The organism is Clostridioides sp. ZZV14-6154, from assembly GCF_020657785.1.
Taxonomy (GTDB): domain Bacteria; phylum Bacillota; class Clostridia; order Peptostreptococcales; family Peptostreptococcaceae; genus Clostridioides.
Window position 1 is genome coordinate 360,023 of record NZ_JAGWCY010000002.1, and the last position, 26,542, is coordinate 386,564.

Annotated in this window: 26 protein-coding genes and 1 riboswitch; of the genes, 22 read left to right on the plus strand and 4 right to left on the minus strand. The window is 29.0% G+C overall.

Annotation, left to right across the window (positions count from 1 at the left end; genetic code table 11):
- Positions 1 to 8: 8 nt before the first annotated feature.
- The 8 genes from KGF45_RS08120 (at position 9) to KGF45_RS08155 (ending at position 9,758) form a co-directional block, all read left to right on the plus strand.
- The gene (locus KGF45_RS08120) at positions 9 to 2,009 is read left to right on the plus strand and encodes a sigma 54-interacting transcriptional regulator (RefSeq protein ID WP_227839279.1); all 2,001 of its coding nucleotides are present in this window, start codon (positions 9 to 11) and stop codon (positions 2,007 to 2,009) included.
- Positions 2,010 to 2,270: 261 nt separating this feature from the next.
- Positions 2,271 to 3,530, plus strand: coding sequence for an aminotransferase class I/II-fold pyridoxal phosphate-dependent enzyme (locus tag KGF45_RS08125; protein ID WP_227842180.1), 1,260 nt, complete (start codon positions 2,271 to 2,273; stop codon positions 3,528 to 3,530).
- A gap of 60 nt (positions 3,531 to 3,590) precedes the next feature.
- Positions 3,591 to 5,378 carry an indolepyruvate ferredoxin oxidoreductase subunit alpha gene (gene iorA, locus KGF45_RS08130; RefSeq protein ID WP_227829282.1) on the plus strand — a complete coding sequence of 596 codons (1,788 nt, stop codon included), beginning with the start codon at positions 3,591 to 3,593 and terminating at the stop codon, positions 5,376 to 5,378.
- A 1-nt stretch (position 5,379) separates the two neighbouring features.
- A complete protein-coding gene (locus tag KGF45_RS08135) occupies positions 5,380 to 5,955 on the plus strand; it encodes an indolepyruvate oxidoreductase subunit beta (RefSeq protein ID WP_227829281.1) in 576 nt (191 codons plus the stop codon).
- 53 nt (positions 5,956 to 6,008) lie between these two features.
- A complete protein-coding gene (buk, locus tag KGF45_RS08140) occupies positions 6,009 to 7,079 on the plus strand; it encodes a butyrate kinase (protein ID WP_227829280.1) in 1,071 nt (356 codons plus the stop codon).
- 217 nt (positions 7,080 to 7,296) lie between these two features.
- The gene (locus tag KGF45_RS08145; protein WP_227829279.1) at positions 7,297 to 7,998 is read left to right on the plus strand and encodes a YczE/YyaS/YitT family protein; all 702 of its coding nucleotides are present in this window, start codon (positions 7,297 to 7,299) and stop codon (positions 7,996 to 7,998) included.
- A gap of 60 nt (positions 7,999 to 8,058) precedes the next feature.
- A complete protein-coding gene (locus tag KGF45_RS08150) occupies positions 8,059 to 8,565 on the plus strand; it encodes an NUDIX hydrolase (protein WP_227829278.1) in 507 nt (168 codons plus the stop codon).
- A 170-nt stretch (positions 8,566 to 8,735) separates the two neighbouring features.
- Entirely contained in the window at positions 8,736 to 9,758 is a 1,023-nt protein-coding gene (locus KGF45_RS08155) for an AI-2E family transporter (RefSeq protein ID WP_227829277.1), read from the plus strand.
- 141 nt (positions 9,759 to 9,899) lie between these two features.
- Here the strand turns inward: KGF45_RS08155 and KGF45_RS08160 are convergent, their stop codons facing one another.
- The 3 genes from KGF45_RS08160 to KGF45_RS08170 form a co-directional block, all read right to left on the minus strand.
- Positions 9,900 to 10,208, minus strand: coding sequence for a DUF1540 domain-containing protein (locus KGF45_RS08160; protein ID WP_021385244.1), 309 nt, complete (start codon positions 10,206 to 10,208; stop codon positions 9,900 to 9,902).
- Positions 10,209 to 10,269: 61 nt separating this feature from the next.
- Positions 10,270 to 10,698 (minus strand): hypothetical protein, encoded by a 429-nt coding sequence (locus KGF45_RS08165; protein ID WP_227829276.1) that lies wholly within the window; start codon positions 10,696 to 10,698, stop codon positions 10,270 to 10,272.
- Between the two features lie 224 nt (positions 10,699 to 10,922).
- Positions 10,923 to 12,380: a carbon starvation protein A gene (locus KGF45_RS08170; protein WP_227829275.1), complete on the minus strand. Its 1,458-nt coding sequence runs from the start codon at positions 12,378 to 12,380 to the stop codon at positions 10,923 to 10,925.
- A 419-nt stretch (positions 12,381 to 12,799) separates the two neighbouring features.
- Between KGF45_RS08170 and nadA the strand changes: the two genes are divergently transcribed.
- From nadA to saoL, 12 genes are all read left to right on the plus strand, one after another.
- Positions 12,800 to 13,714 (plus strand): quinolinate synthase NadA, encoded by a 915-nt coding sequence (gene nadA, locus KGF45_RS08175; protein ID WP_227829274.1) that lies wholly within the window; start codon positions 12,800 to 12,802, stop codon positions 13,712 to 13,714.
- A 12-nt stretch (positions 13,715 to 13,726) separates the two neighbouring features.
- Entirely contained in the window at positions 13,727 to 15,028 is a 1,302-nt protein-coding gene (locus KGF45_RS08180) for an L-aspartate oxidase (protein WP_227829273.1), read from the plus strand.
- The gene (gene nadC / locus KGF45_RS08185; protein ID WP_227829272.1) at positions 15,009 to 15,845 is read left to right on the plus strand and encodes a carboxylating nicotinate-nucleotide diphosphorylase; all 837 of its coding nucleotides are present in this window, start codon (positions 15,009 to 15,011) and stop codon (positions 15,843 to 15,845) included. Before KGF45_RS08180 ends, nadC begins: the two co-directional genes overlap by 20 nt.
- Positions 15,846 to 16,127: 282 nt before the next feature.
- Positions 16,128 to 16,460, plus strand: a complete 333-nt coding sequence (saoD, locus tag KGF45_RS08190; protein ID WP_227829271.1) for a DsrE-related protein SaoD — start codon at positions 16,128 to 16,130, stop codon at positions 16,458 to 16,460.
- 86 nt (positions 16,461 to 16,546) lie between these two features.
- Positions 16,547 to 16,804 (plus strand): thioredoxin-like (seleno)protein SaoT, encoded by a 258-nt coding sequence (saoT, locus tag KGF45_RS08195; protein ID WP_255287729.1) that lies wholly within the window; start codon positions 16,547 to 16,549, stop codon positions 16,802 to 16,804.
- A 26-nt stretch (positions 16,805 to 16,830) separates the two neighbouring features.
- Positions 16,831 to 17,916: an efflux transporter SaoE gene (gene saoE, locus KGF45_RS08200; protein ID WP_227829269.1), complete on the plus strand. Its 1,086-nt coding sequence runs from the start codon at positions 16,831 to 16,833 to the stop codon at positions 17,914 to 17,916.
- Complete coding sequence (gene saoC / locus KGF45_RS08205) at positions 17,909 to 18,367, plus strand: Cys-Cys-COOH (seleno)protein SaoC (RefSeq protein WP_227829268.1); 459 nt, start codon at positions 17,909 to 17,911, stop codon at positions 18,365 to 18,367. Before saoE ends, saoC begins: the two co-directional genes overlap by 8 nt.
- 36 nt (positions 18,368 to 18,403) lie before the next feature.
- Positions 18,404 to 19,492: an ABC transporter substrate-binding subunit SaoX gene (saoX, locus tag KGF45_RS08210; RefSeq protein ID WP_227829267.1), complete on the plus strand. Its 1,089-nt coding sequence runs from the start codon at positions 18,404 to 18,406 to the stop codon at positions 19,490 to 19,492.
- Positions 19,493 to 19,496: 4 nt separating this feature from the next.
- Positions 19,497 to 20,294 (plus strand): ABC transporter substrate-binding (seleno)protein SaoB, encoded by a 798-nt coding sequence (gene saoB / locus KGF45_RS08220; RefSeq protein ID WP_255287728.1) that lies wholly within the window; start codon positions 19,497 to 19,499, stop codon positions 20,292 to 20,294.
- Entirely contained in the window at positions 20,255 to 21,061 is an 807-nt protein-coding gene (gene saoP, locus KGF45_RS08225; protein ID WP_255611287.1) for an ABC transporter permease subunit SaoP, read from the plus strand. The genes saoB and saoP overlap by 40 nt, the downstream gene beginning before the upstream one ends.
- Positions 21,061 to 21,813 carry an ABC transporter ATP-binding protein SaoA gene (gene saoA / locus KGF45_RS08235; protein WP_227829263.1) on the plus strand — a complete coding sequence of 251 codons (753 nt, stop codon included), beginning with the start codon at positions 21,061 to 21,063 and terminating at the stop codon, positions 21,811 to 21,813. The genes saoP and saoA overlap by 1 nt, the downstream gene beginning before the upstream one ends.
- Positions 21,814 to 21,825: 12 nt before the next feature.
- On the plus strand, positions 21,826 to 22,467 hold the full coding sequence (gene saoL / locus KGF45_RS08240; protein WP_255287726.1) for a MerB-like organometallic lyase SaoL: 642 nt from the start codon (positions 21,826 to 21,828) through the stop codon (positions 22,465 to 22,467).
- Between the two features lie 136 nt (positions 22,468 to 22,603).
- On the opposite strand, the gene yidA is transcribed toward saoL, so the two are convergent.
- Complete coding sequence (yidA, locus tag KGF45_RS08250; RefSeq protein ID WP_227829260.1) at positions 22,604 to 23,425, minus strand: sugar-phosphatase; 822 nt, start codon at positions 23,423 to 23,425, stop codon at positions 22,604 to 22,606.
- Positions 23,426 to 23,933: 508 nt separating this feature from the next.
- Here yidA and KGF45_RS08255 point away from each other — a divergent pair.
- Positions 23,934 to 25,628, plus strand: coding sequence for a M3 family oligoendopeptidase (locus tag KGF45_RS08255; RefSeq protein ID WP_227842182.1), 1,695 nt, complete (start codon positions 23,934 to 23,936; stop codon positions 25,626 to 25,628).
- 318 nt (positions 25,629 to 25,946) lie between these two features.
- A riboswitch (glycine riboswitch) is annotated at positions 25,947 to 26,058 on the plus strand.
- A 103-nt stretch (positions 26,059 to 26,161) separates the two neighbouring features.
- Positions 26,162 to 26,533 (plus strand): GrdX family protein, encoded by a 372-nt coding sequence (locus KGF45_RS08260; RefSeq protein ID WP_227829258.1) that lies wholly within the window; start codon positions 26,162 to 26,164, stop codon positions 26,531 to 26,533.
- Positions 26,534 to 26,542 lie beyond the last annotated feature (9 nt).

Below are 26,542 nucleotides of genomic sequence, written 5' to 3' on the forward strand. Positions count from 1 at the left end.
AAATTGAGGTGATTTTATTGCAAAAGAAGATAGGAATTATAGCCTCTGATATTGAATTAAAAGAAAGAATAGAAGAATTATATAGAGAAGATGTAGAAAATGGAACTATAATAATCGACATACTTAATCTTGATTTAATGGAAAATCAAGGACGTATACTTGTTGAGAAAGGTGCTCAAGCTATAATCGGTAGAGGTGGAGGTTATAGTTTAGTAATAGACACAGTAAGTGTACCTGTAATACCCATGAATATGAAATCAACTGACCTTCTAAGAGCAATAGAAATGGCAAAGAGATATTCTAAAAAAGTAGTATTAATACTTGGAGATAATGAAGTTTCTTTTGATTATGTTGGTTGGAGAAATGTCATAAGTACTGAAATAACTGAAGAATGGTTTGAATCCAAATACGAAATAAGAAGTAAGGTTATAAAATATAGAGACCAAAAAGATGAAGTTGTAATAGTTGGTGGAGGTTTGGCATGCTCCTTTGCAAGACAATATGGTATTGATAGTGTATTTGCAACTGCCAGTGACGAATCTATAAGAGAAGCTGTTGAGTATTGTAAGAAATTATTAGATACATTAGGCGAGGAAAAGTTTAATAATGAAGTATTGAGAAATATATTAGATGGTATAAAAGATGGAGTAATTGCTATAGATAGTAGCGGAAGTATAATTTTGTACAATGAAAGTGCAAAAAACATGCTTAAAGTAGAAAGGAAATGTGCACTTAATAAATATATTCTAGATGTATTTCCAAAAATGGGATGGCTATTAGATTGTCTACATGAAAAAGATGATGCAGAAGATAGAAAGATAAGGAATATAAACAACTTGATTGTTAATACTAGAACAACATTAATAAAAGTAGATGATAGCACTTATGGAGTTTTAGGAATAATACAAGATATAACTAAACTGCAAAATTTAGAAAGAAAAATAAGATTTGATTTAAATCAAAAAGGTCTATATGCTAGATATACTTTTGATGATTTTTTATTTAAAGATAAATTAACTAAGGAATTTATTGAAGAAGCTAAAAAAATCGGAAAAAGTGATTATACAACGCTACTTTATGGAGAAAGTGGGTCTGGTAAAGAAATTATAGCTCATAGTATACATAACATAAGCAAAAGAAAAGATAGACCTTTTGTGGCCATAAACTGTGCTACTATAGCAGAAAACTTACTTGAAAGTGAGCTTTTTGGATATGAAGAAGGTGCATTTACAGGTGCTAGGAAAGGTGGAAAAAGAGGGTTATTTGAACTTGCTCATGGAGGAACTCTTTTTCTTGATGAAATAAACAGTCTCTCATTTAATATTCAGACAAAACTATTAAGAGTAATAGAGGAACGACAAATAATGAGAATTGGCTCTGACTATATAATACCTTTGGATATTAGAATCATAGCAGCTACCAATGAATTTTTAACAGAAAAAATAGTTATGGGTACATTTAGAGCTGACTTATTTTATAGATTAAGTAGTCTAGAGATAAACATCCCTCCTTTAAGAGATAGAAGAGAAGATATAATACCATTGTTCAATAATTTTGTAAATGAAGTGCTAAAGGATGATGGTTTAAATGGAATAAACAGTATAGATGAAAATTTTGCTCTAACTAAGGATGAGATAGATGCGCTGTATAATTATAGTTGGCCTGGAAATGTGAGAGAGCTAAAAACAATAGCTCAAAAGTATGTTGTGACAGGAAAAATTAAATTAAGAAAAGAGCAAAACTTTAAGGCTAAAGAAGCAGTACCTAGTTCTAGTATAGAAGAATTTAATGTTGAAACAACAGCAAGTATGGAAACCACAGATAAAGTCATAGATATAAGTAAGATGAATGATGGTAAGGTAAGTATAGATATAAAAGAAGTAAATAAATATGTTGAAGAAAAAATAATAAGCATGCTTTTTGCTCAGGGGCTTTCCAAAAATGAAGTAGCACAAGTTCTTGGAATAAGTAGAACATCCTTATGGAAAAAATATAATAAAAATATTTAGATATAATTACATATAGATTATTTTGAAGTAATGTTAATTTTTCAGAACGAATGTTAAGAAAAATTAACATTATTTTTTTGTGGAATTTTATTTTTTCAGACAAGCACATAGATTTATAAGAAAAATAACTTAAATACTTAATTTTAGTAGTGAAAAAAATCAGAATTCTAAACAAAAGTAGTTTTACATAAAGTTAAATTTGTTGGCATGCTAATTGCTTAATATAAATGTGAGAGTAAATACAATTTTAGGGGTGATGGTATGAGTCAAAGTATGGTTGGTAAGCATGCAGTGTGGCCAAAAGAAAATGATGTTATATTTAGCTTATCTGGAAGAGCTCAAGCAGCAGAAAAAGCTTTAGGTATGGATAATGTAATAAATGCAACAATAGGCGCTCTAATGGATGACTCAGGAAAATTAATAACAATGAAAACTGTATATGATGAATATAAAGCATTAGATAACTGTGACATAGGTGCATATGCAGCTCTTGAAGGTCAGCCAGACTACTTAGAAGCAGTTAAAAAAGTATTTTTCAGAGATTACTTACCAGAAGGACATATAAGAGTATTAGCTTCACCGGGAGGAAGTGGTGCAATAAAACTAGCAGTATGGAATTATACAAATGAAAGTGACGAAGTTTTAACATCTGATTGGTTTTGGAGTCCATATGTTAGTATAGCTGAAGAAGCTAATAGAAAAGTAGTAAACTACCAATTGTTTGATGAAAATAGAAAGTTTAATTTTGATTCATTCAAAGAAAATTTTGTGAATATAGCAGAAAAACAAGGAAGAGTTTTTACAATTATAAATACACCAGCTCACAATCCAACAGGATATAGTGTTGCAGATGATGAGTGGGATAAAATATTAGACTTATCAAAAGAAGTTGCAAAAGATAAAGATAAAAAGATAATATTTTTCGTAGATTCAGCATATATTGACTTTGCAGGCGATGATGATGTATGTAGAAAATTCTTTAAGAAATTTTCTAACTTGCCTGAAAACGTTCTTGTATTAGTTGGTTTTAGTATGTCAAAAGGATTTACAGCTTATGGAATGAGAATGGGAGCTATAATTTGTATATCTTCAAGTGAAGATGTAGCTGAAGAGTTCCATTATTCATGTGTTCATTCATGTAGAGCAAACTGGTCGAATTGTAATAGAAGTGCTATGGCAGTTCTATCTAATATTGTGAATGACCCTAAAAAATTCAAAGAATATGAGGATGAAAAAGAAGTATACAAAAGAATGCTGACTAGAAGAGCAGATGTATTTGTAAAAGAAGCTGAAATAGTAGGATTAGAAATTCTTCCATATATAGCAGGTTTCTTTGTAAGTATACCATGTGATAATCCAAGAGAAGTATGTGAAGAGTTAACTAAACACAATGTATTTGCAATTCCATTGAAAATGGGATTAAGATTTGCAGTTTGTGCAGTTTCAGAAGAAAAATGTAAGAAAGCACCAAGTGTTATAAAAGAAGCACTTGAAAGTTTAGAAGTAAAAATAAATAATTAATTTCATTGAACAAATTGGGTGGACTATGAATTTAATAATTGTAGATGGAGGGAATTTTATATGAAACAATTGATGACAGGTAATGAGGCAATTGCACGTGGAGCATATGAGGCTGGTGTTAAATATGCATCTGCATATCCAGGTACTCCAAGTACAGAAATACTAGAAAATTTAGCAACATATAAAGATGCAATAGTTGCAGAATGGGCTCCAAACGAAAAGGTAGCACTTGAGGCTGCTATAGGGGGTTCAATTGCAGGAGCAAGAACTATGGCTTCTATGAAACATGTTGGTGTAAATGTTGCAGCGGATCCAATATTTACTTATGCATATACAGGCGTAAATGGTGGTATGGTACTTATTACTGCAGATGAACCGGGAATGCATTCATCTCAAAATGAACAAGACAATAGAATGTATGCAAAGTTTGCAAAGATACCTTTATTTGAACCATCAACTAGCCAAGAAGCTAAAGATATGATAAAAGAAGCTTTTGAAGTAAGTGAAAAATACGATACACCAGTTTTATATAGAGTTACAACAAGACTCTGTCACTCAAAAGGTTTAGTAGAGTGCTATGATAGAGAAGAAGTTGAAATTAAAGAGTATGTGAAAAATGCCAAAAAAATGGTTACTGTTCCAGCAAATGCTCAAATAAGAAGAGGCGTTGTTGAAGAGAGAATGGAAATTCTTAAAAAATTCTCAAATGAAACTGACTTAAACTACTATGAAATAAATGATACAAAAATAGGTGTTATAGCTTCAGGTATGTGTTGTAATTTTGCTAAAGAAGTATTTGAAAAAAATGCATCATATATGAAGTTAGGATTTACAAATCCATTACCTTATGAAAAAATAAAAGAATTTGCAGACAAAGTAGATAAAATATATGTAATAGAAGAAAACGACCCATTTATAGAAGAACAAATAAAAGCATATGGGATAGATTGTATTGGAAAAGATGTAATACCTCCATATGGAGAAATGACACCAGATGTTTTAAGAAAAGCTATATTTGGAAAAACAAATGATACTATAGAATATAAAGCTGAATTAGTAACACCAAGACCACCAAGTTTCTGTGCAGGATGTCCACATAGAGGATTCTTCTATGAACTTGGAAAGAGAAAAAATTTAATAGTTGGTGGAGATATAGGATGTTATACTCTTGGATTTGCTCCTCCATATAATGGAATAGATTATGTTGTGTGTATGGGTTCTGCTTTTGGAACTGCACATGGTGCTCAAAAAGTTCTTAATATGAAAGAAGGAAATGAAAAGAGATTAGTAGGTGTACTTGGAGATTCAACTTTCTTCCATACAGGAATAAATGGTCTTTTAGATGTAGTTTACAATAGAGGGAACTCTATATCAGTAATATTAGACAATAGAATAACTGGAATGACAGGACATCAAGAAAATCCAGGTTCAGGATATACTTTACAAGGTGATAAAACTAAAGATGTTGACATAGAAGGATTAGTTAAAGCTTGTGGAATAGAACATGTAAGAGTTATAGACCCTAATAATCTAAAAGAAGTAAATGAAGCTTTAGATTGGGCTTTGGCTATAGAAGATGAACCATCTGTAATAATCACAAGATGGCCATGTGTACTTAAGAAATTCTCTAAAGAAGATATAGAAGAGTTTGATAATCCATTTAAAACTAAGTGTAAGGTTGACCATGATAAGTGTATAGGATGTAAATTATGCTTAAAAACTGGATGTCCAGCACTATCATTTGATAAAGAAAATAAATTATCAAATATAGATAGAAATCAGTGTGTAGGATGTGGAGTATGTTCACAAGTTTGTCCAAAACAAGCAATAGTTAAGGAGGAAAAATAATATGACTAAGAGTATACTTTTGGTAGGTGTAGGAGGTCAAGGAACTATACTTGCTAGTAAATTATTAACTATGGGATTGATGGAAGCTGGATATGATGTAAAAATGAGTGAGATACATGGTATGAGCCAAAGAGGAGGTTCAGTTTCTTCACAAGTTAGATATGGAGATTGTGTTCATTCTCCAGTTATAGAAATTGGAGGAGCAGATATCTTAGTATCTTTTGAAAAGATGGAAGCTTTAAGATGGTTTAATTATCTAAAACCAGAAGGAAAAGCTTTAGTAAATAATCATAGAATAGATTCTATGACTGTTTTAATCGGAGGAGCTGAATATCAAGAAAAAGATATAGATGCGGAATTAAATAGATTAAATACAAAAGTGATAAATGCAGCAGATAAAGCTGAAGAGTTAGGAAATGCAAAGATAATGAATGTTATTTTATTAGGATGTCTAGTTAAATCTATGGAACTAGAATCTATTGACTGGGAAAAAATTATAAGTGAAAATGTTAAACCAAAATTTGTCGAGTTAAATATAAAAGCTTTCCATGAAGGTATGGAAATGATTGGCAAATAGTTTATAATATATATAGGATAAACTATAGAAATTAATGTGAAAGGAAGAAAAGTATGACTTATAGAATATTAGCCATAAATCCAGGTTCTACTTCTACAAAAATAGGAGTATATGATGGAGAAGAACAAATTTTTGTGAAGACGATAGACCATCCAGCTGAGGAGATTGCAAAATATAATACAATTCAAGACCAATTTGAAATGCGTAAAGAGGCAGTTTTAAGTATTCTTGAAGAAAATAATATAGATTTAAAATCTCTTAGTGCAATAGTTGGAAGAGGTGGAGTTTTACCACCAGTAAAATCAGGAGCATATTTAGTAAATGAAGAAATGATTGATGTACTTAAACATAGACCAGTACTTGAGCATGCTTCAAATTTAGGAGCAGTTGTTGCACATGCAATATCAGAACCACTTGGAATAAACTCATATATCTATGATTCTGTTGCAGTAGATGAACTTATAGATATAGCAAGAGTATCTGGGCTTTGTGGAATGGATAGAGCAAGCGCAGGGCATGCACTAAATACTAGAGCAATGGCTTTAAAATATGCTAAAGATAGAGGTAAAGATTACAAGAGTTTAAACTTAATAGTAGCTCATATTGGTGGAGGAGTAAGTATTTATCTTCATGAAAAAGGAAGAATGGTTGATATGTTATCTGATGATGAAGGACCATTTTCACCAGAAAGATCAGGAAGAGTTCCTGCTACAAAATTAGTAGCTGCTTGTTATTCAGGTCAATGCTCAGAAAGAGAAATGACTAAAAAGATAAGAGGTAAAGGTGGTATAGTTTCATATTTAAATACTGTAGATGCTAGAGAAGTTGAAAAGATGATAGCAGAAGGAAATGAAGAAGCCAAAATTATTTATGAAGCAATGGCATACCAATTAGCAAAAGGGATTGGGGAACTAGCAACTGTAGTAGATGGAAAAGTTGATGCTATAATTATAACAGGTGGAATTGCATATTCTGAAATGTTTACTTCAATGGTTAAAAAGAGAGTTGAATTTATAGCACCAGTAGAAATTATGGCAGGAGAAAATGAGTTAGAATCACTTGCTTTTGGAACTCTTAGAGTGCTAAATGGAGAAGAAGAAGCTAGAATTTATAGTGAAAATTAATTAAAGTAACTAAAAATGTTTAAATACTAGAAAAGTGGTATATCTGTTTTTTACACTAAAGCTTAGAATATAGGTGGGGATGTGTAAAATATGGATTGCCACTTTTTTTATAGTTGAAATTATATATTAAAATAATGAAAAATTCTGTAAAATTTTGTACTTATATATATATTTTATTGGTATTTATTGTTATTATTATTATGGGGAGTGATTTTTAATGGGAAAAATTAATTTAAAAAGTATGATAAGGTTGTTTTCGGGTTTTTTTATATTTGCAATTTCTTCGGTGCTTATGATTAATGCACATGTTGGTCTGATGCCTTGGGATGTACTCCACCAAGGTTTATCTATAAAATTAGGTATAACTATAGGTCAGGCATCCATAATAGTAGGTGTTATAATCGTTATATTGGATGCAGTTTTTGGCGAAAATATAGGATGGGGTACCTTGTTAAATATGACTTTTATAGGAATTTTTATTGATTTAGTAATATTTTCAGGAGTGATACCTCATGCAAGTAATACGTATATAGGAGTATTTATGGTTGTTATAGGAATTATATTAGCTGCTATAGCAAGCTTTCTATATTTAGGTGTTTGTCTTGGAAGTGGTCCAAGAGATGGTCTTATGATTGCCCTTCAGAAAAAAACTAATAGGTCTGTACGTCTTGTTAGAACAATTCTTGAAATATTAGCACTTGTGGCTGGTTGGCTATTAGGAGGTTCTGTAGGAATTGGGACACTTGTAAGTGCTTTAGGGTTAGGATATGTATTACAAATAGTGTTTAGGATATTTAAGTTTGATACAAAATCTCTTAAACATAGATTCATTATAGACGACATAAAAGAGTGGAAAGAAAAGAAAAGTGATACACATGAGTGCAAATCAAGCATTGTAATAAAAAATGAACAAAATTAATTATACTAAAATATATTTATATTTTATTTAAATTTATAATGAAAGTAAGGAGATTTGAAAGTGGAATTATGGGATTTGTATAATGATGATGGAAGTAAAACAGGAAATGTTATAGAGCGAGATAATTCTATTGAAGAAGGATATTATCATTTAGCAGTTGAAGTGTGGATTGTAAATAGTAATTCTCAGATTTTAATCCAGAAAAGGTCTAAAAACAAAAAGACATTGCCAAATATATGGGGAATGACAACTGGATGTATTGTTTCTGGAGAAGAAAGTTTAGATGGTGCAATTCGTGAGGCTAAGGAAGAAATAGGAATTGATATATCTAAAGATGAGATAAAGATTTTTAGAAGTATGATTCATGGAGATACTCTTTGGGATGTATATTTAGTTAAAAAAGAGTATGATGTATCAAATGCAATTTTGCAAAAAGAAGAAGTAAGTGATATAAAATGGGTAAGTACAGGTGAAATAAGACAATTGTTAAAAGAAGGCTTATTTTTTGAATATCCAGAGATATATGACTTACTATCTGATATAGATAATGGTGATTTAAATATATAATGTAGGAAGAATTAGATATAAGTATGTATTATCTAAAATTATCTTCTCTAAAATTTAATGTTTTATTAGGGAGAATTAATACATTATTTTTAATGTTATCCTAATTAGATTTTAGAATTAGAGTAATAAGTTTGATTGTTAAGTAGTAAAAATTTGGGGAGGATTATGATGTGGAGAATAACAAAGAATTGACATCTGATAGTTCAAAATATAAGATTGTTTCTATATCTGTGGTAGTGATTATTTTAATTACATTTTGGTATATGTTAAATATGGTGCTTTTAACATTTATAATGACTTTTGTTTTTTATAATTTATTGGTTTCCATAAGAAAAAGAATTAGGAAATTATTTTCTTTCTATATTCCTGATTCATTGATAATTATAGTGTTATATTCATTATTTGCTATATTATTAGTATTGATTAGTTATGCAGTTGTGCCAATAATTATAGTTCAACTTACAGAGTTAAGCAGGATTTTAAGTAATTTTGATGTAAATCAATTTGCTCAGTCTTTAGGGCCAAAGATTTATCCTATTGTTTCAAAGTTGGATTTTAATAAGTATATTTCACAGGCAGGGTTGTTAATAGCATCGGCAGCAACCAAAGTTGGAAGTTTTGGGGTAAATATATTACTAGCTTTTTTACTGAGTTTACTGCTTTTACTTGAAAAAAATGATATTAAAAAATTTGGAAATAAACTTGCAGAAAGTAAGATATCTTTCATCTATAATTCTCTTGTATTTTTTGTAAAAAGTTTTGTAAAAAATTTTGGTGATGTAATGAAAGTACAAGTAATGATTGCATTTATAAATTCTATTGTTTCTATGATTTTTTTAGGATTTATGGGTTTTCCTCAAATATGGGCTTTAGGGCTTATGATTTTTGTTTTGGGTCTTATTCCAGTAGCTGGAGTTATAGTGTCTCTAATTCCATTAACAGTAATAGCACTTAATATAGGAGGGGTAGCAAAAGTATTTGGTGTTTTGGCTATGATTTGTATAGTGCATGCAGTGGAAACATATATATTAAATCCTAAGTTGATGTCAAATAGAACAAAACTTCCAGTTTGCTTTGTTTTCATTATTTTACTTGTGGGAGAGCATTATTTAGGTGTATGGGGATTATTAATTGGAGTTCCAATATTTATGTTCCTTATGGATATATTTGGTGTGAAGTTTACCTCAAGATGATAACTTATATGATGTTAATTTACTAATACATAGTGATTTAATTGTAAAAAAGAACCTATAATAGATATCTTTTAAAAGGTGTCTGTTTTATAGGTTCCATTTTATTTTTTATAAACACTATATAGTTAAGTATCAATGAAATTATTTCATTTCAAAAGTTTCACAGCTTGCATTTCCTGAGTTTATATGAACTTTTTCAGCTTTGCAAAGTTCATTTTTGTTGTATTTACATTTTACAGCCTCACAGTGAATATTATCTGTATCAACTTGGTTAGTGTCATTAGAACGACTAGTTATACCAGATGTATATTTGTCTTCAAAAGAAGCACAATAAGTATTTCCTGTAGTAGTTGCTTGCATTCCATCTACTTTTATGCTACCAGCATAACAATATCCACTAGTATTATAAGCACAGTTAGTAGCGTCACAATTTAAATTATTATTTTTCATAAATAACCTCCTAAGTTTTTTATTTAAACTTATTATGTGAAGTTATTTAAATTTTATACACTTATTTACAATTACATTTCTTACATTTAACAATTACATCTTCAGAAGTTTCTCTTCCTAAATTTTTATTAACATGATACACATCAATATTTTCAGTTGAACCACATATAGAACATTTAAAGTTATTTTCTAGTAAAGCTCTTTCTCTAAACAACTTCCAATACATAGAATTAATATAATCATTATAGTTTACCTTAAGGCATGTTTCAAGAAAGTTTATGTATAGATTGTCTAAGTCTCCTGTATTTAAGTCTGTGTATTCTGGTTCAAAATATTCACAGCATCCTCTAAAATCAGGTTTGGTATCTGAAATAACACATTTAATATCATATCTGTAATCTAGGCTAGGCCCCTTCAATGAAAGGTGTGTACAAAAAGAACAAGATGTTTCTGGTAAATTTTTTTCTAGTTCATGTAATTTATTATTCATAAGTATTCCTCCAAAAAATTATTTTGAGTATATAAACAAGTAGATTATTTTAAATCTTTTATTTATTTATATTAGATATATAGGATAAATATTCCAATAAAAGGTATCTGTTTATTTATTAATGTGTCTAATAAAAAAGAGGCTAATCTCTATTTTGAGACAGCCTCTTTTTATTGAGTTATTTAAAATTAAAAGTTTTAATAAAAATCTAATAATATTTATATTTAGCTAGCTAGATTTGTATCCGTTTTGTTTTTTAGTTTTCTACCATAGTATACAGTTAAAACCGCATATAAAACAGTAAAAATGGTAGCTAAAATATATGATATGTTTATACTTAGGTTGAATCCAATTTGAGCATTGAATATATAACTAGAAATTACAAAAGAATAAAACATACCTGGGATTAAGCTTATGATATAATTTTTTTCTTTGATTATAAGATAAACTGTAATCATAGCAAATGCGAATATAGCAATAGTTTGGTTACTCCAAGAAAAATATCTCCATAATATATTAAATCCAGAAGCGCTAAGTTTTGCAAATATAAGGATGGCTATAACAGGAATAAATATACAGATTGATAATATAACACGATGTTTCTTTTCTTTTTGGTCATAATGGAAGTAATCTGCAAGCATTAATCTTAAAGATCTTAAAGCTGTATCTCCAGAAGTTATTGGTAAAACAATAACACCTATTATAGCTATAATACCGCCAACAGAACCAAGTAAGTCTCTAGCAACTAAACCTATTACATCAGGAGAACCTATTAATTCACTAGGTATTCCTTTATTGTAAATACCCATAGCAGCTGCAGCCCAAATCATTGCAATTAAACCTTCTAAAATCATCATATTATAAAAAGTGCTCTTACCTTCTTTTTCACTTGAAACTGATCTTGCTATAAGAGTAGCTTGAGTTGAGTGGAATCCAGAAACAATACCACAAGCAACTGTAACAAAGAATGTAGGGATAAGAGGAATTCCATTAGGATGGATGCCCTTCCAGTTTGCTAGGCTTAAATTAGCTAAGTCATAACCTTGTGTAAATATTCCAATTCCAACGCCAGCAGCAGATAAAAGTAGAATGGCTCCAAATATTGGATATATTTTTCCTATTATTTTATCAATTGGAAATAGTGTTGCACATAAATAATATACAAAGATGATTCCATAAACTATCCAAACGACTGGATTATTGATAGTTGATTTCATATTTAAAATTTGAGTAACTACCAAATCTCCAGGTGTATAAATAAAAACTGCACCAACTAAAAGCATTAATAAGCAAAGGAAGATATTATAAACTTGAAAGACCTTATTACCTAAAAATCTGCTGATAAGAGAAGGCATCTGTGCTCCTTTTTCTCTTATACTAATCATTCCACTCATATAGTCATGTAAAGCTCCCCCCAATACACAACCAATAGGAATTAGTATAAATGCAATTGGACCAAATAAAATACCTTGTATAGGTCCTAAAATCGGTCCTGTACCAGCTATATTAAGCAACTCAATAAGACTATTTTTCCATTTTTTCATTGGAACATAGTCTACTCCATCACTTTGAGCAAGTGCAGGTGTTTTTCTGTCATCTGGGCCAAATACTTTTTCACAATAAGCGCCGTATAAAGCACCTCCTATTAGTAAAATAGCCAAACCAATTAAGAATGTTGTCATAACATCACCCCATTTATAAATTTTTTTTGGATTCTGTATACATATTGTCTGAATGTGTAAGTTTTTATAAGATTTTATACTTAAAGTGCTTACAAATTCTATAAAGTATTAAAACTAATATAATTTCAGAAATAAATACATATACATAATCATGCACTTAGTATACATGTATTTGGAAAAAATTTCAATATTATAACAAGAAAGAATATAAAAAATATTCTGATAATATTCTACAAAAAATTAAAAAATACAAAAAAATAATTTAAATAGCTATGAAAAAATGATAAATCAATTGATAGTGTAAGTGTCTATATCTTAACAATATTAAGAGGTCTAAAATTCTTGAAGAAAAAATAGTCAAGTGATATAATGAATTTACAGGTGTATATACACTAGTACATATAGAAAGCGGTGCAATTATGGATAAAGATTTAACATATCAAATCAAAGAGCTAAAGAAAGAAAAAAATGCAATAATACTTGCTCATTTTTATCAACCACCAGAAATACAAGAATTAGCAGATGCAGTTGGAGATTCGTATTACTTAAGTGAAATTGCTAGAGATTGTAAAGAAGAAGTGGTTGTATTTTGTGGTGTGAGATTTATGGGAGAAAGTGCTAAGATATTATCACCTGAAAAAACTGTATTGATGCCAGTAAGTAACGCTGGATGTGCTATGGCAGATATGGTAGATGAAGAAGGCGTGATAAAACTAAAACAACAGTATCCAAATGCTTTGGTTGTATGTTATATAAACTCTACAGCTAAAGTTAAAGCACATTGTGATGTTTCAGTTACATCATCTAGTGCAATTAAAATATTAGAAAACATAGATAATAAAGAAATTATATTCCTTCCAGACAAGAACCTAGGAGGATATATTGCAGAAAAATTCCCTAATAAAGAATTTATATTTTGGGATGGATATTGTAAATATCACAACAATATAAAAATTGAAGAAATAATTGAATTGAAAGAAAAGTATAAAGATGCAGAAGTATTGGTACATCCAGAATGTAAAAAAGAAATAAGAGACTTAGGAGATTATGTAGGGAGTACATCAGGAATAATAAAATATGCTACTAACAGCAAAAATACAGATTTTATAATAGCAACTGAAGAGGGTATCTTACATGAATTAAAGAAAAACAATCCTAATAAAAATTTTTATATTCCAGGTGGAAGAATACTATGTACAGATATGAAAAAAACGACATTAGAGAATTTGTATAGTACTCTTAAAAATATGGAAAACGAAGTTATTGTAGAAGATGAAATTATGGAAAAAGCTTTAAGTTCACTGCTTAATATGCACAGATTAGCAGAAGGATAGAGGGATAGACTTATGAATTTAGAACAGGATGTTTTAATAATTGGAAGTGGTGTTTCGGGATTATATTGTGCATTAAATTTGGATAAAAATTTAAATGTGTTAGTAGTATCAAAATCTACAATTGAAAACAATAATACATATCTTGCACAAGGTGGAATTTCGACTGCTAGAAATATTGATGATATAGAGTCTTTTGTAGAAGATACAATGAAGGCTGGTCAGTATAAAAATAGGGTCGAAGCAGTCAAAGTTCTTGCAGATGAATCTATAGAAAATGTAGGTCAAATAGTAGACTATGGTATGCCTTTAGACAAAGAAAATGGAGAGATAGATTATACAAGAGAGGGAGCTCATAGCGTAAATAGAATAGTTCATAGCAAAGATAATACAGGAGAGGTTGTTTTTAAGACTCTATTAAAAGAAGCTAAAACTAGAGAAAATATAACTCTTATAGAAGATGCTTATCTTTTAGATATATTAAAAGATGGTAATAAGTGTGTAGGAGCTAGAATTTTTAAGTCTCAAAAAGAAATTCATATCTTTTCAAAGGTAGTAGTTTTAGCTACAGGTGGAATTGGTGGACTTTTTAAAAATTCTACTAATCAAAGACACCTTACAGGTGATGGAATTGCCATAGCATTAAGAAATAATATTAAAATAGAAAATTTAGAATATATTCAAATACACCCAACAGCTTTCTATGAAGAAAATAGTGAAGGCAGAAGGATGCTTATATCTGAATCTTTAAGAGGAGAAGGAGCTAAACTTTTAAACAAAAACAAAGAAAGATTTGTAGATGAACTTCTTCCAAGAGATGTAGTTTCAAAAGCTATTTTTGAACAAATGGAAAAAGATGATTTACCTTATGTATACTTAGATGCAACACACTTAGATAGTGAATATTTAATCAATAGATTTTCTTTTATATACAATGAATGTTTAAATAGAGGAACAGATATAACCAAAGAATACATAAAGGTATCTCCTGCACAACATTATTTTATGGGGGGAATACATGTTGATTTAGATTCAAAAACATCTATGGAGAACCTATATGCAGTAGGTGAAATTAGTTGTACAGGTGTTCATGGAGCTAATCGACTAGCAAGCAATTCACTACTTGAAGGTCTTGTATTTTCAAAAAGAGCAGCTAAAAATATAAACTCAGTTATAGGTAGTATAGAAGTGAAGTTTATAGATGTACCAAATATAGATGTGGATGTGGAAAAAGTAAAGGAAGAGAATAAAATATTAGTTATAAAAGAAATAGAAAGAACAAGTGAGGATTTTGGTGATGAATTATTTGATTATTGATAAAATGATACAAGATGCTTTAATAGAAGATGTTCCAAGTGAGGATATAACAACTAATTCTATTGTAGATGAAAATTCTAAGTCTACTGTAGATTTAATTTGTAAACAAGATGGTATAATAGCAGGTTTAGGTGTGTTTAAAAGGGTTTTTGAAATACTTGGAGATGTAGAGATAGAGTTGTATAAAAATGATGGCGATAGGGTAAATAATGGTGAAAAGATAGCTGTATTAACTGGAAATACTAGAAACTTACTTGTGGGAGAACGTGTAGCTTTAAATTATTTACAAAGAATGAGCGGAATAGCTACTACTACAAGCATGTATGTGGAAAAACTTGAAGGTACAAATACTAAACTATTGGATAGTAGAAAAACAATACCTAATCTTAGAATTTTAGATAAATATTCTGTAAAAGTAGGTGGAGGATGCAATCATAGATTTAATTTATCTGATGGAATATTACTCAAAGATAATCATATTGGAGCTGCAGGTAGTGTTAAAAATGCAGTTGAATTAGCTAGAAAAAACACTTCTTTTGTCAGAAAAATAGAGGTAGAAGTGGAAACTCTAGAGATGGTAAAAGAAGCTATAGAGGCTAAAGCAGATATAATAATGTTAGATAATATGAATTTGGAGACAGCAAAAAAGGCTGTAGAAATGATAGATGGGAGAGCAGTTGTAGAGTTTTCTGGAAATGTAAATTTAGATACAATAGAATCTATAGGAAAAATTGGTGTTGATGTTGTCTCTGTGGGAGCGCTTACACACTCAGTAAAAGCTCTTGATATAAGTATGAAAAACTTAAGAAATATATAAAAAAGTATTAAAATAGATTTAATTTAATAATATGATAAATAATTAAAATAGATTACTTAAATAAGTTAGATAAATTTAAGTAATCTATTTTTTATTTATTAAAGTTAACTGAAAAGACAAAATAATAAAAAAGTAATTGAATAAATATAGATAAACGCTATATACAACTTTCATAATATAGTTATTATCAATTTTACAGATAAATACGAATAAACTTATAATATAATTACATATGTAAAATTTTGTATAAAATTTAGATGAAAAAGTATAGGGGGAATAAAAATGAAAGTAGCTTATATTTTTAGTAGTACTAACGCACATAAAATTCTAGACAAAATGATAATACCACAATTAGAACAAGGAACTCATGGAGTAGATGTCTTAGGTATGTTTTTCTTTATGGATAACACCTTATTTTTGTCTAAAGATAATCCAGTAGGAGAAAGATTAAGTAAATTACATGAAAAGACAGATATGATAATAATGGCTTGTGACCAGTGTGCTATAGAAAGAGGTATAGAGGATAACTTGGTTGATGGAGCTACAATTGGATGTTTCCCAAATTTATATGCTTGTTTAGGTGGTGCAGGTGTGGACCAAGTTATAACATTATAAAATCTTGAGGTATACAATCCATAGAAAAAATTTTCTGTGGATTATTTTAAGTAAAAGATAAATTGTTTAGAGTAGGGGATGGACAAATGGCTAAAATTTTAGTTGAATTCATAAATACTTGACCATCTTGTGATGAGCATGGAGTGTTTATAAAAAAAATATCTGAGAAGTATACTGATAAATTAGACGTAAAACTTTACCAAGCAGGTAAGGATTTCTCATATGTCAAGAAGTATGGAATCATAACAAAAGGAACATTGATAATAAACCAAAAAAAGAAGTACGATAGATTAAATAAAGATACCATCGAAAAAGCAATAGTAGAAGCTATAAATAATAGTTAAAAGTTTAAAAATTAGGAGCAGTAAAAATGAATATATTAGAAATTGTTTTAAGTGGAGTGAAAAACACTATAGTAGCTTCTATAGTTACACTAAATGGAGCATCGGGATGGCTTATGATAAGTTTTGTATTGGCAGGAGTTCTTCACAATGTTTTAACGCCAAAAAGGTTTCAAAAACAACTTGGAAATAAGAATTTTTCTTCTTTGATTAAAAGCACTATTTCAGGGATGTTTTTACCAATTTGCAGTTGTGGTGTAATACCATTGGGGATAAGTATGTATTATTCGGGAGCATACTTAGGGCCAGTACTTGCCTTTATGACATCAACTCCAATAATAAATCCAATAGCTGTAGTTCTTTGCTTAGGCCTTTTGGGACCTAAAATCACAATCATTTATCTTATATCTGGATTTTTAGTACCATTTTTAGTAGGAGTTTTGGGGAATACTTTTGGAAAAGAAGAATTATTTCTGCAAAAGGGCTCAGATGAAGAAGCTATAGAATTAGAAGAAGAAAAGAGAAGTTTTATAGAAAATATGATTGATGGGCTTAAATGGTCTTTTGGAGAGTTAGCACTTACTATTAGTAAATATGTAATAATGGGGATGCTTTTTGCCGGATTTATAACAACAATTTTTCCAAATAGTATAATTCAAAAATATTTAGGAAATCCAGGTTTACTATCTCTTGGAAGTATCTCAATACTTGCATGTGTTATGTATGTATGTGCTGTAGGACATATTCCATTTATAGCAGCTCTTGTTGCAAGTGGAGCATCTCCTGGGATAGCCATAACATTTTTGATAGCTGGGGCAGCGACAAACTTACCAGAACTTATAAGCATGTGTAAACTTATTGGAAAAAGAACTGTTGTTATATATTCAGTTACGCTAACACTCTGTTCAATAATAATAGGTTATATAACAAATTTACTTTTGGCAAACAACAATACTGTGAATTTAGAGACAACAAATTCTTCAATACAATTAGCAAATAAACTAATGTTAAATATACCAGATAGTTTTGAATATATATGTACTATTTTAATTATTTTATTTGCACTTAAAGCAGTAATACCAAAGATGAAAGAGGTCATAGGAAATCATGCTTAAAAAGGTACTTATAATATCATGTGTAGTGATTGCATTAATAGTTTTATCAAGGGTAGTTGATGATAACCTTAAACAAAATGACTCTATTCCAAATGTAAATCAAGAAACATTAAAATATTTCAAGAAAAATTATAAGGAAGATATAATAACTTGTGCTGAAGAAGACTTAAACAATGATGGAAAAAAAGATTTAGTAGTTATATATAAAAAAGGTAATAATTCAAATGAAATGGTAGTGGTAGTTTCTGATAAAGATGGTCATTATATAACAAAACCAATACCAGCACCTATAGAGAATCAAACTATAACTTTTAAAAATATTGATGAGAAGCCACCAATAGAAGTAATAGTGTCAGGTTCTAAAAATGGCAATGTAGGATACGCTATTTACAGAGTAGAGGGTAAAAAACTTGTTGATTTATTTGGAGAAGATATGGACAAGTGTTGCTAAAAATAAAAATAATACATAATAAGGTGGGAAATTGAAATGAAAGTATCTAAAAAGATTCAAGCATTAATCTTAGTTAGTGTAATGGGAGCATCTATACTAACTGGATGTAGCAGTAAACCGAAAGAAGAGGGGAAAAAAGCTGGAAATGATGATTATGCGATAACAGTAGGGTATTATAATTGTGACCATATGACAGCTGGACCAGTAGCAGAAGCAGCAGGAATATATAAAGATTTAGGTCTTAATGTAAAAACTGTTGGGAATGGTAAAGTTCCTGAAGCCATGGCAGCAGGTAAGATGGATGCTGGTTATATAGGAACAAAGGGGCTAGTAGGAGCCATACCTAAAGGTTCACCAATAACAATAGCAGCAAATAATCACACAGGTGGGTCTGAATATCTAATAGTTTCAAATGATATAAAAGAGCCTAAGGATTTAGTGGGTAAAAAAATTGCAACAGATATGAGTGATTTCTTATGGACAAGTGATTATGGACCAGAAACAGGATTACCAACTGATTCATCAAAATATGAAGTTGTAAATATGGATTCAGATAAAGATAAATATTTAGCTCTTAAAACTGGAAAGATACAAGCATTTACATCTTGTGACCCTTGGGGTTCTGTAGCTGAAAATGATGGAGTAGGAAAAATAATAGCATCAACTCAATATAAAGAAAAAGCTAATGATAAAGAATATAACTGTTGCTCATTCTCATTGAATAAAAACTTTATAAAAGAGCATCCAGATTTAGCAAAACAATTGGTTTTAGCTCATACTAAAGCAATAGAATATATATATACAAATCCAGCAGAAGCAGCTAAAATATTTGCAAAATATTATAATGTAGAAGAAGAAGTTGCACTTAGAACTATTTATAAAAAGACAGTTGGAGAAGGTAGAACGCTTACTTGGAAAGTTACAGGAGAAGAATATAAAAACAATTTACAAATGTATAAAGATTTAAAGGCATTAGATGATATACCTAAATATGAAGATACAATTGATACAAGTTTATTAGATTCTTGTGGGGCAGACGATTTCGATAAGTTTATAAAAGAAAAAGTTAATCCAGAGTTTCCAGAAGGCATGAGTTATGAAGATTGGAAGGCAAAGGTATTATAAGTAAATGGAGAGAATAAAAAATATAATAATACTTTTTATCATTATTTTAGGAAGTATATTTATAATATTTTTTAATTTTGAAGATAAAGAAGAAATAAAAGGAAAATTAAGAATAGGGGTATCTGATGATACCTCTGGTTTTGTAATAAATTATATGATAAATAAAGATTACTTTGAAAACATAAAAGTAAGCGATGTAATGGAGACTTTTACAATTAATGATTGCTGAGCAAGTACAATGCAATGGGCTCTGAGTTCAGAGGAAATAGATATAGCAATCATATGTAAAGATGCAGCAAAGCAGTATGTAAATGCAACGAGTGAGTTTGAAATTGTTGGTACAGTAGTTCAAAATTCAGATATATTTTTATTAAAGAAGAACAATCCTCAAAAAATAGGAATAATTCAAAATAGAAATTATCAATCTGAATTAGTAAAAAAATACTATGAAAATATAAAAGTTTCTCCATTATTAGGGACAGCACTAGCATATGGACTAGAAAGTAATTTAGTAGATGGTGTTGTAATAGATTGCATAAAAGCAATTGGGTTAGAAGGCGAAAAAAAATCTACAGCTGAATTAGGTGACTATGATACATATGTATTAGTTGTGAATAAGGAGTTTAAGAAAAGCAAGTCGTATAGTGATTTTATAAAACTATACAATAAAAGTGTTGATGATTTAAAGCATGAAGCTATATTTAAGAAATCATTAAAAGAGTATAAGAATATAAGAAATATAGATATGGAGGAAATAAGAAGTTGGAAATTAAAATTTCTAAAGATAGAGGAGATAGAATAGCTAAGAAAAAATCTAAAAGTAGTATGGACATTTTATATAAAATAATACTCTTAGTTATTATATTTTTAGCCTGGCATTTTGCAGCAAAAGATATAGGGAGTTCTTTATTACTCCCAATGCCAGTAGATGTAATAAAAGGTTTCTTTTACTGTGTGACAGATGCAGAGACAGTGACTAATCTGTTTATAACATTGCAAAGAGTGCTTAAAGGATTTATGTATGCATTATTGTTTGGACTTCCAATAGGATTTATTATGGGATTTTCTAAGACTTTTGAAAAGCTTTTATCTCCAGTAGTAGATTCTGTAAGACAAGTTCCTATAATGGCATGGGTTCCTCTTACAATAGTATGGTTTGGTATAGGAGATGGTCCAACAATATTTTTAATAGCTTTTTCAGGTGTTTTTCCCATAATTTTAAATACTATTCAAGGTGTAAGAGCAATATCAAAGGATTATTATAATGCAGCTAGAAGTATGGGAGCATCACCAATTGTAATATTTGCAAATGTAATAGTACCAGCATCTCTTCCAGATATATTGACTGGTTCAAGAATTGCTATAAGTACAGGATGGATGTCTGTTATCTGAGCTGAGTTCATAGCTACGAGTGCCGGTCTCGGTTACTCCATGGTACAAGCTCAGACATTGATGCATACAGATGTATTAATTGGGCTTATGATATTTGCAGCTTTAATAGGATTTATAATAGATAGAGTACTAAAATTTATAAATAAAATCCTTTGTAGATGGAGGTTTGCAGATTAATGAAATTAAGTGTTAGAGATATAAATAAAACATTTGTAAATAGCAAAGTACATACAAAGGTTTTGGAAGATATAAGTATAGATATAGAAAATGGTCAATTTGTTTGTCTTTTAGGACCATCAGGATGTGGAAAAACAACTTTACTTACTATAATAGGTGGATTTCAAAAGGCAGAGAGTGGAGATGTTTTTATAAATGATAAAAAAGTTAAAAAACCAGGTATAGATAGAGCTTTTATATTTCAAAACTACGCTCTATTTCCGTGGAAGACTATAAGAGGCAATGTTCTATTTCCTATGAAACAACAGAAAATACCAAAAGAAAAGAGAGAAGAAATGTTGGAAGAGCTTTTGGTTATGTCTGATTTAAAAGGGAAAGAAAAGCTGTTTCCTCATCAATTGTCTGGAGGAATGAAACAAAGAGTTGCTATGATAAGAGCTTTAGCATGTAATCCTGAAGTATTATTAATGGATGAACCACTAGGAGCAGTTGATTTTCAAATGAGACAAAACTTACAAGAAGAACTTGAAAGAATATGGACAAAAAAGAAAATAACTGCATTAATGGTAACTCATGATGTTGATGAAGCTGTATATATGAGTGATAGAGTTATAGTAATGTCAAGGGATAAGGGAAGGATTCTTGACGATATAAATATAGATATTCCAAGACCTAGGGCTAGAGGGAGTCAAGAATATGAAGAATATAAGAATAAATTAACTGACATTTTGTCAAAATGTTATGATGTTTAAAGAGGAGTAGAAATGAGTCAAATAGAAAAATACAATAGTTTAGATGATACACAACGAAAAATAAGAATATATATTATGGATATGATAATAGATAAATGTTCTAGTGTTACACTTAAAGAAGTAATTGAACATATAAGTGAAAATTTAAATTTAGAAAAAGAATATCTAGAAACTACACTAAAACATTTTATTGATAAAAATATAATGGTTGTTGATGGAGATAGTATAAATTTTATATATCCAGTATCAGCATTACCTACTAATCATAAAGTTATATTAAGTGATAATCGAAGCTTTAGTGCAATGTGTGCTATAGATGCAATAGGAACTTCTTGTACATTTAATCGAGATGTGAGAATAAATTCTATTTGTAGTGCCACAGGTAAAGAAATAGAGATATTTATAAAAGATGAAAAAATTGAATATGTAAACAATCCAGATTTAAGAGTGCTTCATATAAACCTTGATAAGCATTCAAATTGGGCAGCAAGTTGCTGAAATGTAATGAATTTCTTCTGGACGAAGAATGATTTTGATGCGTGGACAAAAGAAGCAGGATTATCAGATGATGAAAATATATATTGTTTGGATATTAATGAAGCAATAGTAGAGTCATATAAAATATTTAAACTTGAACAAAAAGTATTAGTATAAGAATACATCTATCAAAAACTAAAAATATCCTTTAGACAAAAACACTATATAATATCAGTAATATACATTATTAGTATTTGACATATATACAAGATGGATTTAAATCTAAAGGGATATTTTTAGTTTTTTTAGGTATTTAGATAGCTTTATTAAGTATATATTTGTTTATAACCTTTGCAACTCCATTTTCATTGTTGGTATCAGTAACATAATCAGCAATTTCTTTTATGCTACTACGTGCATTTCCCATAGCCACACCAAGTCCTGCATATTTTATCATATGTTGGTCATTTTCTTCATCACCAACAGCAATAGCATTTTCTATAGGTATATTTAGATTATTACATAATGTTTGAAGTGCGGTACCCTTATTAGTAGTTTTACCTAAAAATTCTAAATAAAAAGGGGCAGACCTTACTATAGTATATCTATTGAATAAATTCTTAGGAAGTTGTTTTATAATTTCTTCTAATCTTTCTGGTTCATCAACTATCATAACCTTACAGATTTTAATAGATTTATCAATTTTATCTTTGTGTATATATTTAACTTCTATATCATTCAATTTAGCTTCATGAAGTGTGTACTTACCAGGAGTTTCGTTTGGCGTAACTAAATTTGTCATTGTATTTATGTGTATTTTGGTATTATATTTTTTACAAACATTGTTGTATATAAAATCAAAGTCGTCTAAAGTCATCTCTACATCATGTATTATTTTTTCACTTTTAACCTCTTGAATCATAGCTCCATTGAAGCATATAACATAATCACCTTCATCTGTTAGATTTAACTGATTTAAAAGTCCTTTGACACCAGGAAGGGGTCTACCTGTTGTTATAACTACTTTAGCTCCAGCCTTCTTTGCTTCTTGAATAGATTCAAATACTTCAGGAGTAACTTTTCTTTTTGTATTTAATATTGTTCCATCAATATCTAGTGCGATTAATCTGTACATATCAACCTCCAGTAAATTATATCCTCAATTTCCTAATGAAAACGTTGACACAGCTAGTGTTGAACAAAATTTCAGTAGAAAATTTAATGTGTATATTATTATACCAAGAGATAAGCAATTTAGAAAGTTTAATAGTATTAATTTTTTGATAAATTTATTATTTATATAACATATTCATGTAATATTGTATCTTTTATGAGTATATAAATGTTATCTATAAAAAATGGTATCGTTTGCATTTTAATATAGATATAAGCTTCTATTATAAAGGTTAATAGTTTTATATACAAACTTTATTAAAGTTTGTACAGTAATTAGTTTTATTCTATAAAATATTGTAATTACAATAATCATATGTTATTATTCAACATGATTACAATGTAAATGTTATTCAAAATAATGAGTTATAAAGTCATAGTAGTATGTAATACATGTAAATAATAGCATGTAATACATATAAAACTATATTTATAAATATAAAGAACAAATTTATAAAGGAGAGTTTTAAATGAAGTTTTCAGAGTTTAAGTATGAAAGACCAAATTATAATAGTATAAAAAAAGAGTTTTTAAAGTGTGTAGAAGAAATAGATAATTCTTGTTGTTATGATGAACAACAAGAAAATATACATAAAATTAATTTGTTGAGAAATAAAATAGAAACGTTGTCAAACATATCATCTATAAGATACAGTATAAACACTCTTGATAAACTCTATCAAGAGGAAAAAAATTATTGGGATGAATACATGCCTTTATATGAAGAATTAAATACATATTTTTATAATGCTATAGCAAATTCAAAATTTAAATCTAATTTGAAAAAAGAATTTGGAGAACAATTTTTTACAATAGTGGATTACTCTTTAAAAAGTTTTTCCAAAGAGATAATAAAGGAATTACAAGAAGAAAATAAATTGTGTTCAGAGTATACTAAACTTTTAGCATCTGCACAGATAATGTTTGAAGGAGAAGAAAGAAACTTATCTGGAATGGGAATGTTTATGTGTTCTAGGTCTAGAAAAACAAGAAAATTAGCAAATAAGGTATATTATAATTTCTTTGAAGAAAATGAATCTAAATTTGATGATATATTTGATAAATTAGTTAAACTGAGAGATAAAATAGCAAAAAAACTAGGTTTTAAAAACTTTGTAGAGCTTGGATATATTAGAATGATGAGAAGTAATTACAGAGAAGATAGGATTGAAAATTTTAGAAAACAAGTACTAAAATATATTGTGCCACTGGCTGATGAACTTTATGAAAAGCAAGCTAAAAGAATAGGTCTAGAATCTTTGAGTTACATAGATGAAGACTTAGAATTTTTAACAGGAAATGCAACTTTAAAGGGTAATTCAGAATACATAATTGAAAATGGAAAAAGAATGTATGCTGAATTATCTAAAGAAACTGATGAATTTTTTGATTTTATGTTGAAAAATGAACTTATGGATTTAGAAACAAAGAAAGGAAAAGGGGCTGGTGGATACTGTACTTATGTACCGGATTATAAGTCACCATTTATTTTTTCTAACTTTAATCAAACATCTGATGATATAGATGTATTGACGCATGAGGCAGGTCATGCATTTCAATTGTATATGTCTAGATGGATTGAAATGCCAGAGATTAATTTTCCTACACTGGATAGTTGCGAAATTCATTCAATGAGTATGGAATTTATAACATGGCCATGGATGGAGTTATTTTTTAAGGAAGATACAGATAAGTACAAGTTTACTCATTTATCATCTGCAATTAAGTTTATACCATATGGAGTAGTTGTTGATGAATTTCAGCATTATATTTATAAAAATCCTAATATCGACAAATCAAAAAGAAAAGAAATATGGAGATTTTTAGAAAAAAAATACTTACCACATAGAAAGTATGATGATAATTCTTTTTTAGAACGAGGTTGCTGGTGGTTTAAACAAGGTCACATATTTAAAAATCCTTTTTACTATATAGACTACGCATTAGCTCAAATTTGTGCATTACAATTCTGGAAAAAAATGATTAAAGACAAAGAATCTGGATGGAATGATTATATAAACATCTGTAAAGTAGGTGGAACAAAGTCATTTTTAGATATTGTAAGTATAGGAAATCTATATTCTCCATTTAATAATGACTGTATAAAATCTGTTATAGACGATGTAAAATCATGGTTTGATGAAATAAATGACATCAATTTGTAAAAAATTATGAGAAATTTATTCTGTAAGAGCAAAAATTTAAAAAAAATATCTTTCTTACAAAAATGGTTATATTTTTAATCAATATGAAATAATAAACCAAAAAAGATTTGTACTTAAAAAAAAAAGAAAATACAGGAAATATGTAATATCAACATTTGGAAAAAAAAGTAAAAATGTATACAAAATACATATAAAAAAACTATTGCAAATTTTATAGAATGTTTATATACTTAAGTCAACAGAGATAGAAAAAAGCTATTTATAGAAATAAAAGATAAATTGCTAACTTTTCAATTTTCTGAAAATATAATAATCCGGGCGAAGAGTATGGGAGACTGCTTTATAAAAAAGCGACCGAAGGGACAAATTTAATCTTACATACCCAGAAGATTAAATGAAATTCTCAGGTAAAGATGACTGTGCTTGGACGGGTCTCTGAAAATGATTTTAACAGGGAAGACAAATTGGGAGATTTGTTTTTCCTGTTTTTTATTTATCGAGTAATAAATAAAAGTTTGAAAGAGAGTAAAAAGATGATAATAATTACAAATAATCCAAAAGTAAAAGAAGAAGTTCAAGACAGAGAAGTTTTATTTAAAGATACAACTTATATTGGAATCTTAGAAACAAGTAGAGACTTGATACACGAAGGATATGAACTTTTATCTCATCCACTATATGGGAGTGTAAAACCAAATGAAACACCTTATAGAACAATTATACTAAAACAAGGAAATCGTTTGGATATAAACTCTTTAACCTTAATTGAAGAAGCAATCATCACTGCAAGTAAATTTCAGAATAATAAAAAGACTCCAGCATGGACAGAAAGCGTTCAAGATGACTTTAGAGTAATCGATTATGACATATTTTATAATACAATACAAAGAATGCAGTATGAATAAATGAATTTG

Excerpts from the sequence above, each read along its gene's own strand:
- KGF45_RS08125 (WP_227842180.1), top strand. The coding sequence starts at position 2,271 with ATGAGTCAAAGTATGGTTGGTAAGCATGCAGTGTGGCCAAAAGAAAAT.
- iorA (WP_227829282.1), top strand. The coding sequence starts at position 3,591 with ATGAAACAATTGATGACAGGTAATGAGGCAATTGCACGTGGAGCATAT.
- KGF45_RS08135 (WP_227829281.1), top strand. The coding sequence starts at position 5,380 with ATGACTAAGAGTATACTTTTGGTAGGTGTAGGAGGTCAAGGAACTATA.
- buk (WP_227829280.1), top strand. The coding sequence starts at position 6,009 with ATGACTTATAGAATATTAGCCATAAATCCAGGTTCTACTTCTACAAAA.
- KGF45_RS08145 (WP_227829279.1), top strand. The coding sequence starts at position 7,297 with ATGGGAAAAATTAATTTAAAAAGTATGATAAGGTTGTTTTCGGGTTTT.
- KGF45_RS08160 (WP_021385244.1), bottom strand. The coding sequence starts at position 10,208 with ATGAAAAATAATAATTTAAATTGTGACGCTACTAACTGTGCTTATAAT.
- KGF45_RS08165 (WP_227829276.1), bottom strand. The coding sequence starts at position 10,698 with ATGAATAATAAATTACATGAACTAGAAAAAAATTTACCAGAAACATCT.
- KGF45_RS08170 (WP_227829275.1), bottom strand. The coding sequence starts at position 12,380 with ATGACAACATTCTTAATTGGTTTGGCTATTTTACTAATAGGAGGTGCT.
- nadA (WP_227829274.1), top strand. The coding sequence starts at position 12,800 with ATGGATAAAGATTTAACATATCAAATCAAAGAGCTAAAGAAAGAAAAA.
- KGF45_RS08180 (WP_227829273.1), top strand. The coding sequence starts at position 13,727 with ATGAATTTAGAACAGGATGTTTTAATAATTGGAAGTGGTGTTTCGGGA.
- nadC (WP_227829272.1), top strand. The coding sequence starts at position 15,009 with ATGAATTATTTGATTATTGATAAAATGATACAAGATGCTTTAATAGAA.
- saoD (WP_227829271.1), top strand. The coding sequence starts at position 16,128 with ATGAAAGTAGCTTATATTTTTAGTAGTACTAACGCACATAAAATTCTA.
- saoE (WP_227829269.1), top strand. The coding sequence starts at position 16,831 with ATGAATATATTAGAAATTGTTTTAAGTGGAGTGAAAAACACTATAGTA.
- saoC (WP_227829268.1), top strand. The coding sequence starts at position 17,909 with ATGCTTAAAAAGGTACTTATAATATCATGTGTAGTGATTGCATTAATA.
- saoX (WP_227829267.1), top strand. The coding sequence starts at position 18,404 with ATGAAAGTATCTAAAAAGATTCAAGCATTAATCTTAGTTAGTGTAATG.
- saoA (WP_227829263.1), top strand. The coding sequence starts at position 21,061 with ATGAAATTAAGTGTTAGAGATATAAATAAAACATTTGTAAATAGCAAA.
- yidA (WP_227829260.1), bottom strand. The coding sequence starts at position 23,425 with ATGTACAGATTAATCGCACTAGATATTGATGGAACAATATTAAATACA.
- KGF45_RS08255 (WP_227842182.1), top strand. The coding sequence starts at position 23,934 with ATGAAGTTTTCAGAGTTTAAGTATGAAAGACCAAATTATAATAGTATA.
- KGF45_RS08260 (WP_227829258.1), top strand. The coding sequence starts at position 26,162 with ATGATAATAATTACAAATAATCCAAAAGTAAAAGAAGAAGTTCAAGAC.